This is a genomic window from Aquimarina sp. AWH4_224 (genome assembly GCF_056160245.1).
The window spans coordinates 275,886-292,977 of the sequence record NZ_JBSWWU010000008.1 but is presented as its reverse complement, the minus strand read 5'-3'; the positions used below and the strand labels follow the sequence as shown (position 1 = coordinate 292,977).

Below are 17,092 nucleotides of genomic sequence, written 5' to 3'. Positions count from 1 at the left end.
GTATATATTTATAAAGCGTATTGTAATCCTAGTGTAATGGTTTCCTTATTTCTAAGCTGAACACCGTTCATATTCTGAAATACAGGTAGTGCTTCTTCGAAACCTAGTCTTAGGTTCTTTAATCCCCCTTGAAAAGCGTAAAGATTAAAACCTAAACCGGCATTAGCATAGGTCATTCCAGAGTTTGCCGTATCTGCAGTAATCACCATCATAGGATTTAATGCTGGATTAGCTCCTTCGATCCTGTCGATAGCGCCTAGTTCAAAACGTCCAGAAAAACTTAACCAGTTGGTAGCTTTCAAGGCTAACCAGTTGTTGATGCTATATCGATTTCCTAATCGATATTCGTTATCGTTCTTACCTAATCGAAGTGTAGTTCTGGCCTGTGTCCCAAAAGAAAGCTTGTCCCATTGTTTTAGGTAGGTCAACGCTAATTCTGGATCCCAGGTTCCGCTACCTATTTGCATAGGGTATGGCAGTATTACTTCGTTGGGAGCAGAAGCAGGAGTCACATCCATTTCATCAATACTACCCGTAGGGATAGAGATTCCTACTTGAGCATGCAACTGCTGCCTGTTGCTGTTAAAGAACTTGTATAGCGCTGCAATTTTGGTGTCTCCAAATCCAGAAGCTTCTGTGGTAAATGTCCCTCCCATAGCGGTAATATGATCCATTTCGCTGGATAGGTAATTGGCCATGACCATCAAAGTGATTTTGTCACTTGGCGCGTACATGGCACCTAGCATATGCATTTGCATAGGCATCTGTGTAGGCGTAACCATGTAAATGTCGTTTGGTCGCAGTGCATTAGAGAAAGGTACATTTTCACTACCGCGATTGAGATCCTCCATATTCATATACATATAGCGATATGAAAACATGAATTCTCCTTTTCCGTGCGTATGATCTCCCATTACCGAAATAGGAGCGTGTCCGTCTGGTCTTGATCCTGACCATTTATTTTCTGCCGTTTCCTGAGCAAAAAATAATTGTGTTGCCCCAAGTAATAGGGCATATATATATAGTTTCATTATTGATAATTGATTGTATAGTTCATCCATTGTACGTGTTGAAACAGCTGTACAATAGAATTGCCATTTTTATTTAAAAATGAATGCATAGAATACTGCAAAGACGTATTGCTTTGAGTGTTCTGTTAAAAAATTAAATGGTTAAGAGAGTAAGAATTCCGGCGGATGATCTATATCGTTGAGAATGGTTTTGGTAACCAAATCCTTGGTTTTCCAATTGTGTAAGTATTCAAAACCTAAAAAATCAAGGTTTTTGATGCGAACCGTATGATCTTGAAAGAAAAGAGGAATAAAAGCCTCTGCACTAATAATGGTGTCAGATTTTTCTTCTGAAGGTTGTGTTTTGGCCTTCATTTGGCTCATTAAGTAACACTTACCATTACAATTAAGTTTGGGTCGCTCTTTGTTTACACAATAGGTTTCCACAATATAATCGATATTGAGCTGATAGTACATGATTGTACTCATCTCCATAACCGGTTTTACGGCGAATGTGGCAAACAATAGTATTGAGAACAAAACCCTCATTAAATGCTACTAAATTTCGCGCAAAAATACGAATTCGTGCGGTTTGATACTCACAAAAAATAAATAAGTTGTTGTTAAAAGTTGTTGGATAAGCGTAAGAATATCATATCCGTGGTATTTTCAGAAGATTACGTTATTTGTTTTTAGTAACATACTTGCCAGGAATCGGATTTTCTTCAGTTTCCTGTGTCCAATAAATATTGATAATCCACCATCTTTTTCCATCATTGAGCAGTTGGATGCTATTGATACCTCTCATAAACGGTGTGGTATCATTTTTACTTTTGAAAGATTCATACGTGCTAAATACTTGTGCGATATTACCAAAAGTTTGTGTTTCCCGATGAATTTCGTTTTCAAAAAAACCGTTTTGAATCAACCATTTTCCTGAAGTTTTAATATAATCATCAGGAGATAGGTAGCGTACTTGATAAACTCCCTCTTTATCTTTTCCAGATGGGATTAGTTTTGCGTCGGGTTTAAAAAGAAACCGAAACAATTCCCAATTGCGTTCTTCTCCTTTTTCTCCAGAGATTACGTCGTATAGGGTTATAATAGTTTGGTCGAGGGTTTGTACTTTATCGGTATAATCTGTAGGACTATCTTGTCCATGTATTTTGCAGCAAAATACAAAAGCGATGAGAACCAATATTACATTTTTCATCTGTATATATTTATTGTTTTTTAATAGTTCATACTTCGATGACACTCAGCGCGAGAATGGAATCGCCACATCCTCATTTCGATTTGGTATCCACTTAATCGTTATGACTTATTTCATATCAAAAGAAGTTTAATCAAATATCCTGAACAAAAAAGATAGCGTTATTGTTGGGATCATAAAAACCAAATTCGTGAGTATTCCAGGGAGTATGTTTTCTTAATTTGTCTTTGTTGACTGTACCCCGTTCTACAAACTCTTCAAAAATGGGAATAACATTTTCTACAAAGATTTTGATTACAGAGCCGCCTAATAAAGGATCGTCTTCGGTATCGGCATGCCATTGCAGATGTATTTCGAGATCATCTTTTTGTAAGCCTGCATACATATGATCTCCAAACACCAACTCAAAGCCCGTCATTTCTTTATACCATTGTATGTCTCTCTTGATATCTGCAGAGGGAAGAACAGGAACCATAACCGGAAGCTTTGTTACCATATGCTAGTAGTTATAACAAAACATTGGATATCAAACGTTCAACTGTAGGATGATCATTGCCACCTTTGGGTTCGATGGTAATATTAATTGATTCGGCATTGTCAATATACTTCATCACGATCATATTTTGATCTGATGGGATCACTCCCATATCAATCATTTCGCCATCTACATCTGCCCACATTTGATAGGTTTCAGCATCGTTTAACTTTGTTAGTCCTTGTGGATTTAAAATCACCGTTTTTTCTGAATGGTTGACATAAGTGATCGCAGAAGAGGTAGGTGAGATTTGATTACCTTTTAAGATCAATTTTACCGTGTTTGGATTATTAATAGCCGTATACCATTTGCTGGTTTCATTCAGGTTGTTCTCCAGGGATAGAATTCTATCTCTTAAGTCATTGGTTTGATTTTGTACCACTTCTAAAGTTTCTTTAGCATCTTGCCATTGTGTATACAACCATAATCCACTAACCATAAACACCATGGCCAATCCAGCTGCAATAGCCAGATAAGTTACTAATTGACTTTTTTGTGGTCGAGGAATGGTAGGAACTTCTTCATCGGTATCAGTTATATGATTTAGTACATCGGATTTGATATGATCAGGTGGGGTAATTGCGTTTTCGAAAGCGATTTTTTCAAAATCATCTTCGATTTTACCCAAATAATCTCGCAAATCGGCATCTTCTCTCAAAAGATCTTCAACTTGAGTTCGTTGATCTTCGGAGAGCTCGCCAAGCAGGTACTGCTCTAATATTCCTGTATCTTTTATCGTATTCCTATCCATCATATCATCATTTCAGTAAGCACCCATAGAATAAGGAGTTCTTTTTGATATACTTCTCTAAGTTTTTTCAAAGCCTGTTTCACATATGATTTGAATGTACCCAAAGGGACATTCATTTCTTCATGAGCTTCGCGATGCGTAAGTCCATTAAAATAAACCAGCTCCAACGCCTTTTGATGATGAGGTTCAAGTTGCTTCAGAGAACCGTCCAATTCTTGTATATCGATTTTCGGTTCTTCGTCAGTCTTATTTATATATACACTCAAATCTTCATTTTGGATGAGCTTATTGGGACTACGTAAAGAATTTAACGTTTGGTTTTTAGCAATTCTATAGGACCAGGTAAAGAATTTTCCCTTTTTCGGATCGTATTGATTCGATTTTTCCCAGATCTTCACAAATGTTTCTTGCAATAGATCTTGTGCCATAGCCTCATTTTTACAAATACGTAAAATAACCCCATACAATGCACCAGAGTAGTGGTCATAGATCTCTGAAAGTGCTTTGCTGTCCTTCTGTTGTAACCTTCGTATAAGCTCTAAATTATCTTGCATTTTGTGGGCTAGGGTTATTCAAATTTAAAAAAAATGAGTCAATCTCATCCAAAAGGAAAAAACATGTGTATATGATAATGTAAAGCGCGCAGAAAAAATGTTTAATTATTAAAATAAAAATCATGAAAAAGTTAATTTTCGTTCTTTCAACATTATTCTTATTCTTAGTTGCCCAAATGGCTTCTGCTCAAAACAATAAAGACATTGTAGATGTGGCAGTATCTGTAGACGATTTCTCTACATTAGTAACGGCAGTAAAAGCTGCAGACCTAGTAGGTGCATTAAAAGGAGATGGACCATTTACAGTATTTGCTCCAACCAATGATGCATTTGCAAAAATCGATTCAAAAACCTTAAATAGTTTATTAGAACCAGCAAACAAAGAAAAACTTTCTGCTATTCTAACTTATCACGTAGTAAGCGGAAAACTGGCTGCCGGTGATGTAGTAAATGCTTTGAAAAAAGGAGGTGGTAAAGCCGAAGTAACTACGCTGCAAGGTTCAAAATTAAAAGTAATTAAGAAAGACGGTAAAATTTGGCTGAAGGACCAGAATGGTAACTACAGTCAGATTGTAAAAACCGATGTAATGGCCAAAAATGGAGTGATCCATGTGATTAGTGATGTGGTAATGCCTAAGTAATGAAGGCGGACTATCTGTTGGATCATCCAACAGATAGTCTTTTCATAAAAATAACATTATGAAACATTTCTTATTACTACTCATCGTTGCTGGTGTTTTAAGTTCTTGTGATGCTTATAAGACCACATTAGAATTAGATGCTTCTCAATCTATGGGAATTACAGGTATAGGGCCTGGTCAAGATGCTGTAATTAATCCTTATTTTGGATACGATAGTTTTATTATCATTAAAAATAGAGGGGAAAATCCTTTTGGAGTTAGAATTCAAAACAATGGAGAAATTATAAAGAGGACTGATGTTGCTCCCACTACAACGGCAAGGTTTAAACTTAACGGAAAAGATCGAGTATTCTTTGATGCTACATCAAAATCTGTGGCAGTTGTAAGATTTGAAGGGATAGACTAGGGAATCAAATTTGCTATGAAAAAAACAGAAGCGCCTTAACCAAGGTGCTTTTTTAGGTAAAAGGTAACAGGTCCGGTGCTACGTATTCTTTTTTGGCATGATCGGCTGTAAAAATATTCCAGCTGTAATGACTGGCTATAAGCTCTTTGAAATTATTTTTCAACCTGGGAAATTCTTTAATGAAGTCTGTAAAATTATTACTAGTTGACTTCTGCATAAAATGATAGACCATTTGCACAGCTGCGATGGTTACTGTTTTATTAAACTTGCCAGGATCACCATGTTTGGTAGCAAAACGAAGAATTTGGTCACAAATGGTTGTTGCTGCTTTTTTTGGTCCTGTATGTTGGATATGAATCCAGGCCAATCGCAAATGCGCTTCGTGAGTAAAAAGAGCAGGAGCAAGGCTTAGTTGTTGAAACTGCTTTTTGAAATCGAGATCGGATAATTCGTTGTGCTTTTCCATAGGACAAAAAATAAGTAATTACTTTTTCTACTGAGGTTAGCCCTTTATAAAAAAAGTAGGTAATGAGATTTTATATTTCACAACTACCAGGCGTATCGTAATGATAAGCAATGTGGTAGCAATATAAATGATGTTTTGGTCAATAGCAAAAGCATATAAAACCATAAAACATATTCCTCCGGCAATAGATGCTGTAGCATAAATTTCTTTTCTGAAAATTACCGGAATCTCATTACAAAGAATATCCCGTATTACACCACCAAAACATCCTGTCATAGCTCCCAAAGCAACAGAGATAATAGGCTCTAGCCCAGCGTTTATTCCTGTTTCTACCCCAATAATGGTAAAAATTCCCAATCCAATGGTATCAAAAAGGAAAAGCGATCTTTTAAGATATCCTAATTTATTTCTAAAAATGATCGCCAAGGTTGCCGCTATTCCTATCAAATAAATATTGAGCGTATTCTGCATCCAGGAAACAGGAGTATTACCAATTAGGATATCTCTCATGGTTCCTCCTCCGATAGCGGTTACAAAAGCAATGATAAAAATACCAAACGGATCAAGTTTACGATTGATCGCACTAAGCGCTCCAGAAATAGCAAAAGCTATGGTACCCAAAATGTCTAAAGCAGTAAAAATGGTCATTAGGCTTCATTTTGGGGATAAATGTAGCGTATCTATTTGGGATTATGATCTTTCGTATAATATTTTGTGTTCTTTCCATTGATTTCTAAATGAACTATTCCGGTATCCATTTTCAATGTATCAGGGATAATACCATATTTTAAACCAATTCCTTGAATAAGAAAGTAACTCAAATACTCTCTGGCTAGCTTTAGGTTTTCAAACAAATAGGTACCCCCAATAATGCTAGTTTCTGGATTGATATAGTAGTACTTGGTGATTAGCCCTTTTACATTTGCCATCTCATCCAAACTTTTGATAGAGATTTTTTTTAATTGTTTAGGGGATAAAGTTGATTTAAACTGCACGTTGACAATTACTTTTTCATTTAACATGAATGCTTGCTGTATTTATGATGTGATTTTATTTTGATTTGAAGGTGTTTTTATTGAGATATAAACAGATATCAGTACCATCAGAAGCGCGTTTATCTTAAGCAATATGGCGCTGGTTTTGATTTCCGTTGCATTGTTTCGAATTGCATATAGATAGATGATGAGTATCGCGGAGATCAGCACGTTTACAAGAATTTCAATTAAGTCTCTGGAAAAGACATGCTCCTTTTTGGGATATAAAATATCGCTTGTATAAAAAAGCATATTTACTATGATATAAAACAAGGTGGCATTATATACTTCGAGATACACCAATTTGGAGGTACTCAAACTTTGTTCCGGGACAATTGAAAACAACAGTATACCATATACTAATGCGCTTATGGTAGATCGATTATTTAAAAATCTGCGGTAGATTTTGTTACCTATGTTCGTGATCGTTTTCATGAGATACATTTTTTGGGGCTTATTTGAAGAATTGCCCCGGTTTTACCCTACAAAAACCAGGGGCAATTGCTTCTCGCTCAACTCAACCCTCACTTTGTTGTGAGATATCTTTGAATAGTAACATGTCTTTTACTTTACTTGAACCACCGGGATAAAAACCAGTTTCATGATCATAACTTTTAGGGTTTCTGAATGTCCCAAAAATCATATCTATAATGGGTAAGTCTGCATAGTTATCGGCATGAATCCCTCGGGCATGGTGATACGTATGCGCTTCCGGACGTTGCACGATATATCCTATCCAACTTGGTGTTTTGATATTGCTATGCTGAAAGATTGCCAAAAATGTAGTTCCTAGGATGATCAATGTGGTAGCTTCTGGTGTAAAACCTGCAATAAGTACCAGGCATAAACTACCCAAAAAGGTAAACCCGATCATATCCATTGGACTAAAATAGAAAGCCCCGTAACTGTCTAAACGTTCTGCGCTATGATGCATTTGATGAAATATCTTCCACAGCGCATCATTTTTATGCATTGTTCTGTGCCATAGGTATAACCCTAATTCGTATATCAATACGCCTACAATTACTCCCCAGGCGGTACCTAAAAAGGTAAGATCAAAAAGTTGATACTTGGCCAGATATCCATCCCATAACAATGGGAAGTAAGTAGATAAAAAGAAAAATACCACAAAGGCAATCATACCTTTAAGTTTCCAGAATTTTACCTTTGGTAAGCTTCGTGCTGGAGCAATGCCTTCCCAGATCATTAGACCGGCATACATGGCCAATACAATTAGTGATATGGGGTCTGTAATAATTTCTAAAGGGGTGGGTAACATGTTTATTATCTCTTTCATAATTTCTCCTACTTTTTGTTATTTAATATATTCGTACATTCAATTTTCCTCCTGATCCAAAATTGTTTTATGGATCTTGTTCCCTCATTTTTCTTGCTTTTAAACATCATGTTATTTTTTACAACTTTAAACTTTAATTTGTTTTCCGGGATCAAAAGTATAAGCGTTGCTGAGGTTTAGGAAAGAATAGGGGTATACCCGTGGTGAGCATCTTTTTATAAAAAGTAGACCACTATTTTAATGGTCTTAAACTAAAGTGGATTTTAGGTAGACAATGGTGTTTATTTAACTGATAAACAGGTGTTTGTGTGATGGTTGTTTTTAAGAAGTTCTGACCGTTCGAACTGTCCAAAAATCAAGGGATTAATTTTCCAGTGATAATAAATAGGTAAATATTTCTTGTTCTTGAGACAGTGCAAGCTTTTTTCGAAGTCGGTAGCGAGCTGTTTTTGCACTTTCTGGAGAGATCCCTAGTATGCTGGCCGTTTCTTTGACATTCAGATTCAGTCGGGTTAACGAACAAACCTTAAGGTCATTTGCACTTAGATCCGGATGTTTAGCCTTTAATTTTGCATAAAAACCAACATACACTTCTTCAAAAAATCGCTTGAAATCCTCCCAATCTTTATCAATATTCAGGTGTTGTCTGATGGTTTTATTAAGCTGATCGATCAGTTTATCTTTTTCTCTTGGGGTTGCTTTTTTTGCTAATAACGCAGTGTTTCTAAGTTCTTCAAGCAACTCATTCTTCTGCACAAAATTGATCGCATATGAAGTGAGTTCTTTGTTCTTGAAATTGAGCTGTTGCTTTAATTCCTGTTGTTTTAATGTAGCATTCTCCATTTCTTGTTGAGCCAATTGAGCTTTGGATTGCAGTAATTCGTTACTCTTCTCCAGGAGGTCATTGTTCTTTCTAGAGCGTTGCCGTAGATTTCTGAACACCAAAAAGCCTCCGCCAACTAGAATGATGATACCCATCATCAAACTCCATTTGATTAAAGCATCTGTTTTTTCTTTCTCTTTTAAGAATACAAGTTCCCGGTTCTGACTTTCAAGCTCTTTCTCGAATTCGAGATAAGCAATTTGCTTAGATTTTTCGGTATTGAAAACAGAATCTTTGAGCGTTATATATTGATCGTAAAAGGCCAGGGCTTCCTCTGGTTTGCCTTGTTCTTTTCTTAACTCTTTTAATTCATTATATGCCTGAAGCACATATTTTTTTAAGTTATTTTTTTTGGCTCTTTTTAACCCTAGTTGTAAATGAATATCTGCTGCTTCATAGTTCTTTTCATACCGGAGCAATTTCCCGTATTGAATCAGGTTACTGGTTATCCCATCCCTGTCGTCTATAGATTTCCCTGTGGTTATTGATCGTTCGATATGATATTTAGCCTGAGCAAACTCTTTGTTTTTGATATATAAAATCCCTAATCGATTATGAGCTTCTGCGATGCCGTAAGTAAAGTTATTTTCCTTATGAATTTTTAGTGCATTTGATATATATTCTTTGGCGTCATAATGTCTGTCTTGCTCCAAAAACACGGTTCCCATTTTTGTAAATGTCGTAGCAATTCTTCCTTTCAAGTCGAGTGCTGTAAAATAGTCAATAGCATTGTTGTAATTCTCCAAAGCTCGATCATACTCTTTAAGATCGGCATACACCATACCTATGTTGAGCATAGTATTGGCAATTCCTTCGTCGTCCTTTAGTTTTTGAAATTCCTGTTGAGAGTGGGTCAAAAATCGTAATGCTTCATTTTGATTCCCTTGCGCCCAGTGAGCGACACCGATAATACGTTGGGCTGTGGCCAGTCCTTTGGCATAATTTAGTGTTTTTGATAAATCTAAAGCTTGTTGCCCAAAATTGATAGATTGATTGGCATCACTGATCCAATATTCAAAGCCAATAGCATTCAGTAAATTAACTCGAATAGTATCTTTTTTTGGGTATTGATTTAATACATTTTGTAAACTATCTGCTTTTTTATTTTGTGAATAGCTAAAAGAAACAAGGAGTAATAAGGATGTAATGAGTATTCCCCGCATTATGGTTTATTGATTGATTGACATACAAATATAGAGTTGTTATGCCTGTTTTTATATGATTTAATAATAATTTAAGATGTCTATAACTTCATAACAATTCTTAATAACTTTAATGTAAGGTTTATGTTCAAATTGCTACTTTTACATCAGATAATAAAGAAATGATTATGTCTGATACAATCGAAAGAATAAAATGCCTTATCGTAGGCTCAGGACCTGCAGGATACACTGCAGCTATATATGCAGCGCGAGCTGATTTGAAACCTGTAATGTATACAGGAATGGAACCAGGAGGACAACTTACTACTACAACAGAAGTTGATAATTTCCCTGGATATCCAGAAGGAATTGATGGTCCCACAATGATGGTCCAGTTACAACAACAAGCAGAACGCTTTGGTACCGAGGTACGCATCGGGATGGTAACTGCTGTTGACTTCAGTACAGAAGTTGGAGGAATACACAAAGTTACTGTAGATAATAATAAAGAAATAGAAGCAGAGACTGTAATTATTTCTACTGGTGCCACTGCAAAGTATCTTGGTTTACCTAGTGAACAACGTTTAAGAGGAGGAGGAGTCTCTGCCTGTGCGGTATGTGACGGATTTTTCTACAAAGGTCAAGACGTTGCTATTGTAGGAGCAGGAGATACAGCTGCTGAAGAAGCTACCTATTTGGCTAATATTTGTTCTAGTGTTACTATGCTAGTACGTAAAGACTATATGAGAGCCTCAAAAGCAATGCAACATAGAGTGAACAATACACCAAACCTAAAGGTGATGTATAATACTGAGGTTGATGAAGTATTAGGTGATCAAGTGGTAGAAGGATTACGTATGGTAAATAATCAAACCAACGAAAAAACCGATATTAGTATCACTGGATTGTTTATTGCTATTGGACATAAACCCAATACGGATATTTTCAAAGGGCAGGTGGATATGGATGATACAGGGTATATCATTACCGAAGGTAAATCTACGAAGACCAATATCCCTGGAGTATTTGCATCAGGAGATGTTCAAGACAAAGAATACAGACAGGCAATTACTGCTGCAGGAACAGGATGTATGGCAGCTTTGGATGCAGAACGCTATTTAGCTACTGTAGAAACAAACGCAGGAGTTTCAGCTTAAAAGAAAAAATTTGAAGATATAAAAAGCGGCTGTCTAAAAAGTACTAAAAACTTGTATTTGTCAGTCTGAGCCTGTCGAAGACAAATTGAAAATCAGTGGATTTAAAACTTCGACAAGCTCAGTTTGACAATCGTATATCACTTTTTAAACAGCCGCTTTTTTGTTTTTATAAAATTTTATTTACCTAGTTTAATCGTAACTTACTAGGGGTGTAGTCAATATTTTTCTTGAAAAGCGCAGCCTCATTGGTAAATCCTTGAATACTAATTTTAGGTTCTCCTAACAGAAAAATTTCAGATTTGTCTTTAGCTTCAATGGTTATTTCTTCCTGAATTTGAACATAATTATCACTGGATCCTTCGGCCAAAAGAGACGCTTTTGTAGCATTTAGTTTAGTCCCGTAAAAGTCAGTTTCATTATCGGTACGTAGTTGCATAAACTGCACTTCGCCTTCTAGTTCTGCCGTAGCTTTTTGATACAAATCAATTTTGAATTCATCGGCAGTAACAATACCTTTTACTTCAGAGTTTTCATTTACTTGATAGACAACGCTAGTGGCACTGGCATGTAACTCTGCTCTTGATTTTCCATAGGCGATACAACTCAAATTACCGGTTTCTGTGGTCAAAAATACTTCTGCATAATCATTAACTTCAACAGTAAGACCAGAGGATTTTATAGCTGACAATGATTTTGCATTCACTTTGTCGTACAAAACAATCTTTTTAAGTTCTGCCCCATACAAAATATCAATGTTGAGCGCTTTTGCTCGACGAAGATCTTTGTCAGATTTTATAGTTAGTACACTATCTACAACCTCTATTTGTATGACACGCTGTATATTGCTATCGGCTTCAATTTTTACTTGGCTGTCACTACTTTCATCCAAAGTAACTTCAAACCCTTCGTAAATTTCTATGGTATGAAAGGGTTCTACATCATAACGTTCTGTGCTTACAATTTTGTTTCCCTTTATTTTTTCTTTTTGAGCATAAGCGCTGAAGGTTATGAAACAAATACAGTATAAAAAGAATAACTTTTTCATTGGATTGTGTGATTTTAATTTTTGATAAAGACTACAAAAAACAGCAAATGTTTATGTAGCAAACATAAGTTACAAAAATGGTAGCGCAAAACATGTACCAAAAACAATAACATTTTTCTTAAAAAGAAATTGTGCCAGACTATAAAAACAAAGGAAAAGGAGCTTTGGGACTATAGAATAAATAGTCTAAGGAGAATTAAAAAAAGGTAATAGAAACTATTACCATTTGCTAAACTAGAATCGTAAAATAAAAACTGCCCGAAAAATTTAGTACTTAACATGAACTAAGGTTTCAACAATGGGTGCTTTTCGGGCAGTATGATTTTGGTTGGTTGGGGTTGGTTAGATTGTTAGGATTGATTAGTTTCTTCTTACGTTTCCTCCAGAGTTATCGGTTTCGGATACTTTTTCTGGTTTTCCATAGTATACTACATTGGCACCGCTTGTAGCTTTTCCTGTAAATTCTTTTTGAGCATGAATTCTTATGTTTGCTCCGCTACTTGCTTTAGCTTCTGAAACCAAACTCAATAGATCTTGAGCGCGAATATTAGCTCCGCTTGAGGCACTAGCAGAATGGTTTTCTACTTTTCCTTCCAGATCGATAAATGCACCACTAGAAACCGAAGAGTTTACCGTTTGCGCTTTTATCTTTAATTTGATATCCGCTCCGCTAGAAGCACTAAGTGCAAGATCTTTTTGTGCTACTTCCTGATCAGAATATACGCTGGCTCCGCTATTTACGTGTATTTTATTGAGCTGATCATAAGATACATATACTTTTTTCTCATCTGCTCTATAAATATTCTCATCAGAAGTAATATACAGCGTGTTTTTCTCTACGTAAATCTCAATATGCTCGTGTAGGTTTTCATTAGCTTCTACGATAACTTTCTTGTCATTACTTTCTACTAAAATAACATCTAATCCTCTGCTTGCTTTTACGGCTTCAAAGTCCTGATCTATGGTTCTCTCTTTTTTTACTACTTCTCCTTGTCCTTTGATTCCATTAAGTCCATCGATGGAAATATTGCATGAGCAAAAGGCTAAGGACATACAAAGGGTGACTAAAAATTTGGCTAGTGTGGTCATTGTTTTCAGATTTTAGTGTTGTGATTTAACTGTTCGTTTTTTGATTTAATTTTCGGTTTTGATTTCTATACCGTCCTCGTCTATTTTTACTTTTACGGGTTCATTATTTAATTCAACGCCGTCTTCGTCTATTTTTAAATTGAAATTTTGATCTTCAGAGTTAATATTAATTTTTACCTCGTCTTCATCTTCATCATACTCCCAATCGTTTTCTTTCTCAGGACAGCTTTCGCATACAAACTTACCATCAACCAGTTTCAGGTATTCCTCCTCTTTTCGATCGATAGTGATGTAATCATCATAGGTCCAGGAGTTATTGAAACCAGACGTGTTATCATCAGCATAAATGGTAATACCTTCTGGTAGCGTTAGGGTGATATTCACTTCCTGATCTCTAAATTTGTTTGCGTAATCTGTGATCGCAAATCCGTCTAACAATAGTGTTTTTCCTTCTAATTCATAAAAGTACTTGATGTCTTCTGCACGTTCCGAAGCTTCATCATACGATCGGCCTTCTGCTTTTTTCTTTATGGCCAAACTCACTACAGAATCTCTTTTGGTAGACTTCATATAGATTTCTATATCGCGAACTACAATCACTCTATTACCTTCTTCATCTCTTTTGATTCTATAATCATCTCTATGTCTTAACTGACGCACATATCGATCATTACCTTGCATTTTGATGGTAAGCGTGTCCTTGGCTGTAATTGGAAGTGTTTTTTCTTCGGTAATTACATCAGCATCATACGCTTCTAAAGTTGCTTGTCTAATACCAATTACACTTAATCCGATTACAGAAATGATCCAAACTCCTAGTAATCCAAGCTTTGCAGGTGTACCTATGGATTTAAGATTGTTAATCAAAATCTTCAATCCAAGGATGAATAGGAAGAAGAAAGGGATTCCTACTGCAAAGAATGCTAATAATGATACAATCCATAGTGGAACATCGGGATGGTTACCAACTTCGATGTATTCGGTCCATGGGGTGTCCATAAATCCAAAGGTTCCTACCGTAAATAATCCTATAAACAAACTGATCAAAGTAATACCGGCAGTGATGATAAGGATGACACCAATGAACTTTACGAATATCTTCAATAAGAACAATAAAACATCTCCAAGGGCCTCAAAAAAAGTGGTAGAACTACTTTTTACTTTATTGCTGTATTTTTGATAGTCTACATTTTTTACGGTATCGGCTACGTCGTCAAAACCCTCTTTAATTTTTTTTTCAATATTGCTGATATTCACCGCTTCTCCTTTCATGGCCAGAAAGTCTGAAGTGGATTTGGCTTCTGGTACAAAAATCCAGAAAGCGATGTAAATCAAAATAAAAGCTCCACTAGAAAAGATTGTAAATAAAATCCATGCCAAACGAATCCATGTAGAATCTATTCCTAAATAGTGAGAAAGTCCTGAACTTACACCTCCTACATACGAATTGGTTGTGTCTCTAAACAACTGCTTAGAACTTTTCGGTCTTTGATACGATGCTCTTGGTTCGTCTTCAAAAATTTCCTCATCCAATCGGTAATCCTCTGGTTGCCCCATTACTGCGATTACCTCGTCTACTTCTTTATTACCGATAACTTGCCTTTCATCTCTTATCTTTTCACTAAAAAGCTCTGCAATACGTGCTTCTATATCGGCAATAATCTCGTCTCTACCTTGAGAATCTGTAAAGGAACGTTTGATCGCGCTGAGGTACCGTTGCAATTTGAGATAGGCATCCTCATCGATATGAAAAAATATCCCTGCTAAATTTATATTGACTGTTTTGTTCATTTTACTTCTTTTTTTGTTTGGTTACCAGATTTACAGCGTGTTGTAATTCGTCCCAAGTAGTGTTTAATTCCTTTAGAAACAACTTTCCGGTTTCTGTGAGTCCATAATATTTCCGTGGCGGTCCCGAGGTTGATTCTTCCCAGCGATAGTTTAAAAGCCCGGCATTTTTTAGCCTGGTTAGTAGGGGGTAAATCGTACCTTCTACCACGAGCATCTTTGCATCTTTTAAGGTTCCCAAAATCTCGGCAACATAAGCATCATCGTCCTTTAAGATAGAAAGTATGCAATATTCCAGAACACCCTTGCGCATTTGCGCTTTCGTGTTTTCGATCTTCATAAAACTAATTTTTAAAAGTTAAACTGTTCATTTTTTGATTGATGGTTTGATTGATTGATGAATTTGATTGATTAATTTGATTGATGATTATTTTAAAACATATTGATCAAGACATACAACTCCAGTAACAAAGACTGTTGCTAAAAGATAATTGATGAGGTTAAATTTTAGACCGTACCCTTGTTCTTTTGAGGTTTTGATAACCAGAAACAATAATGTAAATGTTACTAATAATGGAAGCATCCAATACCCAAGTCCAAGTACATAACTTAATCTTGCTTCGTCATTAGGGTTGAATATGGAAATTACCATTGCCATAAGTCTAAAAACAAAAGCGAAAAACAAAAATGGGTACCAGGATACTTTACCAGTTTTTCTTATTACGTAAAAGAACACAAAAGCTAATACGATAGTTATTATAGGTCCAGCAGCAGTTACTAAATAGCTATGCCAATCAGAATTATAGGTTCCCTCTTTTAAGGTTACCGAATTTAATGTCATCTTCATCGAATACCCTAATAGCTCGCCAGTTACATAGTGTGCAAACTCATGAACAATGAAGGTAAGCAACACTGCCAAAGCAGTAACCAAAATATACGATATGTTGATAGATGACTTCATTGGTTATTTGATAAACCTAATAGATAGTGGGTATCTGTATGACTCTCCTTTGTTAGCTTTTAATGCAGCAGTAATTACAAAAATGATTTCCAGAAAGAACCCGATTAGCGCGATTACTCCTATAAACGATGCACCTATAAGTGTTCTAAATCCTCCAGGATTCGAAAAATTGATAGATATCGAATCATGGTGAAATAAATCTGTAATAGAAGCATCTCCAAAAACATTAAAGATGAAAAACGGGAAGGAAAACATTCCTAAGATAACAGTATACAATAATATACTCAGTTGAAAATTGATAGCCTCTTTTCCGTTTTCGTCAATAAACTCTGATTTGTCCTTATTGGTGGTCCAAAGCAATATGGGAACAATGTAATTTCCAAACGGAATAAAGTATTTGGAAAATGCCCCCAGGTGCATGAACGTTGCGATATTTTTGTGGTTATTAGATGACATTTTTAAAAGTATATAATAGTTTCTTATGCAAATATATGTCTAAAAAAAGGTATTATGCAAAACATAGTACCATAATTTAACATAAATTTAAGAAAATATGAATTTTTGAACCCAATTACTTTTACCTATATTGTAACTATCAAAAATGTTAATCAATGAATATCACTCCAGGAAAACTAAATACCTTCTTACTATTTAAATTACCTTCGGCTTGGCTATGCGGAGTACGGGTTAAATCTATCGACAGAACAACTTGTACCGTTACCGTAAAGCACAGATGGTTCAATCAAAATCCTTTTAATTCTATGTTTTGGGCTGTACAGGGAATGGCAGCTGAGTTAACCACAGGAGCTTTGGTAACTGGTTATATTAGAAACAGCGGAAAGAAAATCTCGATGTTGGTAGCTAATAACAATGCTACCTTTACCAAAAAGGCTACAGGGAGAATTACTTTTGTTTGTGAAGATGGTGGATTGGTAGAAAAAGCTATCGAAAAGGCTATTGAAACAGGAGAAGGGCAAACGGTATGGATGAAATCTATTGGAACCAATAAAGAAGGAGTAGAAGTCTCTACTTTTAACTTTGAATGGACCTTGAAAGTAAAAAGGTAACACAAAGCACACTACTTAAACCAAAAATAGATGTAACGCTTTGCAAAAAATGT

Annotated in this window: 22 protein-coding genes; 4 read left to right on the top strand and 18 right to left on the bottom strand. The window is 35.8% G+C overall.

The genetic code is table 11. The features are described from left to right. Nucleotides 1-8: 8 nt before the first annotated feature. The 6 genes from ACXAGJ_RS17115 to ACXAGJ_RS17090 all read right to left on the bottom strand — a co-directional run bounded on the left by ACXAGJ_RS17115 (nt 9) and on the right by ACXAGJ_RS17090 (nt 4,063). Nucleotides 9-1,031: a transporter gene (locus ACXAGJ_RS17115; RefSeq protein ID WP_474841346.1), complete on the bottom strand. Its 1,023-nt coding sequence runs from the start codon at nt 1,029-1,031 to the stop codon at nt 9-11. Nucleotides 1,032-1,172: 141 nt separating this feature from the next. Further along, the gene (locus ACXAGJ_RS17110; protein WP_474841344.1) at nt 1,173-1,499 is read right to left on the bottom strand and encodes a hypothetical protein; all 327 of its coding nucleotides are present in this window, start codon (nt 1,497-1,499) and stop codon (nt 1,173-1,175) included. Between the two features lie 193 nt (nt 1,500-1,692). After that, the gene (locus ACXAGJ_RS17105; RefSeq protein WP_474841342.1) at nt 1,693-2,223 is read right to left on the bottom strand and encodes a hypothetical protein; all 531 of its coding nucleotides are present in this window, start codon (nt 2,221-2,223) and stop codon (nt 1,693-1,695) included. Between the two features lie 133 nt (nt 2,224-2,356). Continuing rightward, nucleotides 2,357-2,719: a VOC family protein gene (locus tag ACXAGJ_RS17100; protein WP_474841340.1), complete on the bottom strand. Its 363-nt coding sequence runs from the start codon at nt 2,717-2,719 to the stop codon at nt 2,357-2,359. Nucleotides 2,720-2,729: 10 nt separating this feature from the next. Then, entirely contained in the window at nt 2,730-3,512 is a 783-nt protein-coding gene (locus ACXAGJ_RS17095; protein WP_474841338.1) for an anti-sigma factor, read from the bottom strand. Beyond that, nucleotides 3,509-4,063 (bottom strand): RNA polymerase sigma factor, encoded by a 555-nt coding sequence (locus ACXAGJ_RS17090; protein ID WP_474841336.1) that lies wholly within the window; start codon nt 4,061-4,063, stop codon nt 3,509-3,511. Before ACXAGJ_RS17090 ends, ACXAGJ_RS17095 begins: the two co-directional genes overlap by 4 nt. A gap of 122 nt (nt 4,064-4,185) precedes the next feature. On the opposite strand from ACXAGJ_RS17090, the gene ACXAGJ_RS17085 reads away from it, so the two are divergent. Together ACXAGJ_RS17085 and ACXAGJ_RS17080 are read left to right on the top strand one after the other, a co-directional pair. Beyond that, the gene (locus tag ACXAGJ_RS17085; protein WP_474841334.1) at nt 4,186-4,704 is read left to right on the top strand and encodes a fasciclin domain-containing protein; all 519 of its coding nucleotides are present in this window, start codon (nt 4,186-4,188) and stop codon (nt 4,702-4,704) included. Nucleotides 4,705-4,762: 58 nt separating this feature from the next. Then, on the top strand, nt 4,763-5,110 hold the full coding sequence (locus tag ACXAGJ_RS17080; RefSeq protein WP_474841332.1) for a hypothetical protein: 348 nt from the start codon (nt 4,763-4,765) through the stop codon (nt 5,108-5,110). 52 nt (nt 5,111-5,162) lie between these two features. On the opposite strand, the gene ACXAGJ_RS17075 is transcribed toward ACXAGJ_RS17080, so the two are convergent. From ACXAGJ_RS17075 to ACXAGJ_RS17050, 6 genes are all read right to left on the bottom strand, one after another. After that, complete coding sequence (locus ACXAGJ_RS17075; protein ID WP_474841330.1) at nt 5,163-5,576, bottom strand: hypothetical protein; 414 nt, start codon at nt 5,574-5,576, stop codon at nt 5,163-5,165. 36 nt (nt 5,577-5,612) lie between these two features. After that, nucleotides 5,613-6,224: a trimeric intracellular cation channel family protein gene (locus tag ACXAGJ_RS17070; RefSeq protein ID WP_474841328.1), complete on the bottom strand. Its 612-nt coding sequence runs from the start codon at nt 6,222-6,224 to the stop codon at nt 5,613-5,615. 32 nt (nt 6,225-6,256) lie between these two features. Beyond that, entirely contained in the window at nt 6,257-6,598 is a 342-nt protein-coding gene (locus tag ACXAGJ_RS17065) for a YdhR family protein (RefSeq protein WP_474841326.1), read from the bottom strand. A 15-nt stretch (nt 6,599-6,613) separates the two neighbouring features. Continuing rightward, a complete protein-coding gene (locus ACXAGJ_RS17060; protein WP_474841324.1) occupies nt 6,614-7,045 on the bottom strand; it encodes a hypothetical protein in 432 nt (143 codons plus the stop codon). 82 nt (nt 7,046-7,127) lie between these two features. Beyond that, nucleotides 7,128-7,907: a sterol desaturase family protein gene (locus tag ACXAGJ_RS17055; RefSeq protein ID WP_474841322.1), complete on the bottom strand. Its 780-nt coding sequence runs from the start codon at nt 7,905-7,907 to the stop codon at nt 7,128-7,130. A gap of 363 nt (nt 7,908-8,270) precedes the next feature. Next, nucleotides 8,271-9,953 (bottom strand): tetratricopeptide repeat protein, encoded by a 1,683-nt coding sequence (locus ACXAGJ_RS17050; protein ID WP_474841321.1) that lies wholly within the window; start codon nt 9,951-9,953, stop codon nt 8,271-8,273. A gap of 167 nt (nt 9,954-10,120) precedes the next feature. Between ACXAGJ_RS17050 and trxB the strand changes: the two genes are divergently transcribed. Continuing rightward, on the top strand, nt 10,121-11,089 hold the full coding sequence (gene trxB, locus ACXAGJ_RS17045) for a thioredoxin-disulfide reductase (protein WP_474841320.1): 969 nt from the start codon (nt 10,121-10,123) through the stop codon (nt 11,087-11,089). Between the two features lie 184 nt (nt 11,090-11,273). On the opposite strand, the gene ACXAGJ_RS17040 is transcribed toward trxB, so the two are convergent. The 6 genes from ACXAGJ_RS17040 to ACXAGJ_RS17015 all read right to left on the bottom strand — a co-directional run bounded on the left by ACXAGJ_RS17040 (nt 11,274) and on the right by ACXAGJ_RS17015 (nt 16,428). Next, entirely contained in the window at nt 11,274-12,134 is an 861-nt protein-coding gene (locus tag ACXAGJ_RS17040; RefSeq protein WP_474841319.1) for a GIN domain-containing protein, read from the bottom strand. 360 nt (nt 12,135-12,494) lie between these two features. After that, nucleotides 12,495-13,223: a head GIN domain-containing protein gene (locus tag ACXAGJ_RS17035; RefSeq protein WP_474841318.1), complete on the bottom strand. Its 729-nt coding sequence runs from the start codon at nt 13,221-13,223 to the stop codon at nt 12,495-12,497. A gap of 45 nt (nt 13,224-13,268) precedes the next feature. Beyond that, nucleotides 13,269-15,014 (bottom strand): PspC domain-containing protein, encoded by a 1,746-nt coding sequence (locus ACXAGJ_RS17030; RefSeq protein ID WP_474841317.1) that lies wholly within the window; start codon nt 15,012-15,014, stop codon nt 13,269-13,271. Between the two features lies 1 nt (nt 15,015). Beyond that, entirely contained in the window at nt 15,016-15,351 is a 336-nt protein-coding gene (locus ACXAGJ_RS17025) for a PadR family transcriptional regulator (protein WP_073314900.1), read from the bottom strand. Nucleotides 15,352-15,438: 87 nt separating this feature from the next. Then, entirely contained in the window at nt 15,439-15,972 is a 534-nt protein-coding gene (locus tag ACXAGJ_RS17020; RefSeq protein ID WP_073314899.1) for a zinc metalloprotease, read from the bottom strand. 3 nt (nt 15,973-15,975) lie between these two features. Continuing rightward, entirely contained in the window at nt 15,976-16,428 is a 453-nt protein-coding gene (locus ACXAGJ_RS17015; RefSeq protein WP_474841316.1) for a DUF4870 domain-containing protein, read from the bottom strand. Nucleotides 16,429-16,583: 155 nt separating this feature from the next. Between ACXAGJ_RS17015 and ACXAGJ_RS17010 the strand changes: the two genes are divergently transcribed. After that, nucleotides 16,584-17,039 carry a DUF4442 domain-containing protein gene (locus ACXAGJ_RS17010; protein ID WP_474841315.1) on the top strand — a complete coding sequence of 152 codons (456 nt, stop codon included), beginning with the start codon at nt 16,584-16,586 and terminating at the stop codon, nt 17,037-17,039. Nucleotides 17,040-17,092 lie beyond the last annotated feature (53 nt).

Excerpts from the sequence above, each read along its gene's own strand:
- ACXAGJ_RS17115 (WP_474841346.1), bottom strand. The coding sequence starts at position 1,031 with ATGAAACTATATATATATGCCCTATTACTTGGGGCAACACAATTATTT.
- ACXAGJ_RS17110 (WP_474841344.1), bottom strand. The coding sequence starts at position 1,499 with ATGAGTACAATCATGTACTATCAGCTCAATATCGATTATATTGTGGAA.
- ACXAGJ_RS17105 (WP_474841342.1), bottom strand. The coding sequence starts at position 2,223 with ATGAAAAATGTAATATTGGTTCTCATCGCTTTTGTATTTTGCTGCAAA.
- ACXAGJ_RS17100 (WP_474841340.1), bottom strand. The coding sequence starts at position 2,719 with ATGGTAACAAAGCTTCCGGTTATGGTTCCTGTTCTTCCCTCTGCAGAT.
- ACXAGJ_RS17095 (WP_474841338.1), bottom strand. The coding sequence starts at position 3,512 with ATGATGGATAGGAATACGATAAAAGATACAGGAATATTAGAGCAGTAC.
- ACXAGJ_RS17090 (WP_474841336.1), bottom strand. The coding sequence starts at position 4,063 with ATGCAAGATAATTTAGAGCTTATACGAAGGTTACAACAGAAGGACAGC.
- ACXAGJ_RS17085 (WP_474841334.1), top strand. The coding sequence starts at position 4,186 with ATGAAAAAGTTAATTTTCGTTCTTTCAACATTATTCTTATTCTTAGTT.
- ACXAGJ_RS17080 (WP_474841332.1), top strand. The coding sequence starts at position 4,763 with ATGAAACATTTCTTATTACTACTCATCGTTGCTGGTGTTTTAAGTTCT.
- ACXAGJ_RS17075 (WP_474841330.1), bottom strand. The coding sequence starts at position 5,576 with ATGGAAAAGCACAACGAATTATCCGATCTCGATTTCAAAAAGCAGTTT.
- ACXAGJ_RS17070 (WP_474841328.1), bottom strand. The coding sequence starts at position 6,224 with ATGACCATTTTTACTGCTTTAGACATTTTGGGTACCATAGCTTTTGCT.
- ACXAGJ_RS17065 (WP_474841326.1), bottom strand. The coding sequence starts at position 6,598 with ATGTTAAATGAAAAAGTAATTGTCAACGTGCAGTTTAAATCAACTTTA.
- ACXAGJ_RS17060 (WP_474841324.1), bottom strand. The coding sequence starts at position 7,045 with ATGAAAACGATCACGAACATAGGTAACAAAATCTACCGCAGATTTTTA.
- ACXAGJ_RS17055 (WP_474841322.1), bottom strand. The coding sequence starts at position 7,907 with ATGAAAGAGATAATAAACATGTTACCCACCCCTTTAGAAATTATTACA.
- ACXAGJ_RS17050 (WP_474841321.1), bottom strand. The coding sequence starts at position 9,953 with ATGCGGGGAATACTCATTACATCCTTATTACTCCTTGTTTCTTTTAGC.
- trxB (WP_474841320.1), top strand. The coding sequence starts at position 10,121 with ATGTCTGATACAATCGAAAGAATAAAATGCCTTATCGTAGGCTCAGGA.
- ACXAGJ_RS17040 (WP_474841319.1), bottom strand. The coding sequence starts at position 12,134 with ATGAAAAAGTTATTCTTTTTATACTGTATTTGTTTCATAACCTTCAGC.
- ACXAGJ_RS17035 (WP_474841318.1), bottom strand. The coding sequence starts at position 13,223 with ATGACCACACTAGCCAAATTTTTAGTCACCCTTTGTATGTCCTTAGCC.
- ACXAGJ_RS17030 (WP_474841317.1), bottom strand. The coding sequence starts at position 15,014 with ATGAACAAAACAGTCAATATAAATTTAGCAGGGATATTTTTTCATATC.
- ACXAGJ_RS17025 (WP_073314900.1), bottom strand. The coding sequence starts at position 15,351 with ATGAAGATCGAAAACACGAAAGCGCAAATGCGCAAGGGTGTTCTGGAA.
- ACXAGJ_RS17020 (WP_073314899.1), bottom strand. The coding sequence starts at position 15,972 with ATGAAGTCATCTATCAACATATCGTATATTTTGGTTACTGCTTTGGCA.
- ACXAGJ_RS17015 (WP_474841316.1), bottom strand. The coding sequence starts at position 16,428 with ATGTCATCTAATAACCACAAAAATATCGCAACGTTCATGCACCTGGGG.
- ACXAGJ_RS17010 (WP_474841315.1), top strand. The coding sequence starts at position 16,584 with ATGAATATCACTCCAGGAAAACTAAATACCTTCTTACTATTTAAATTA.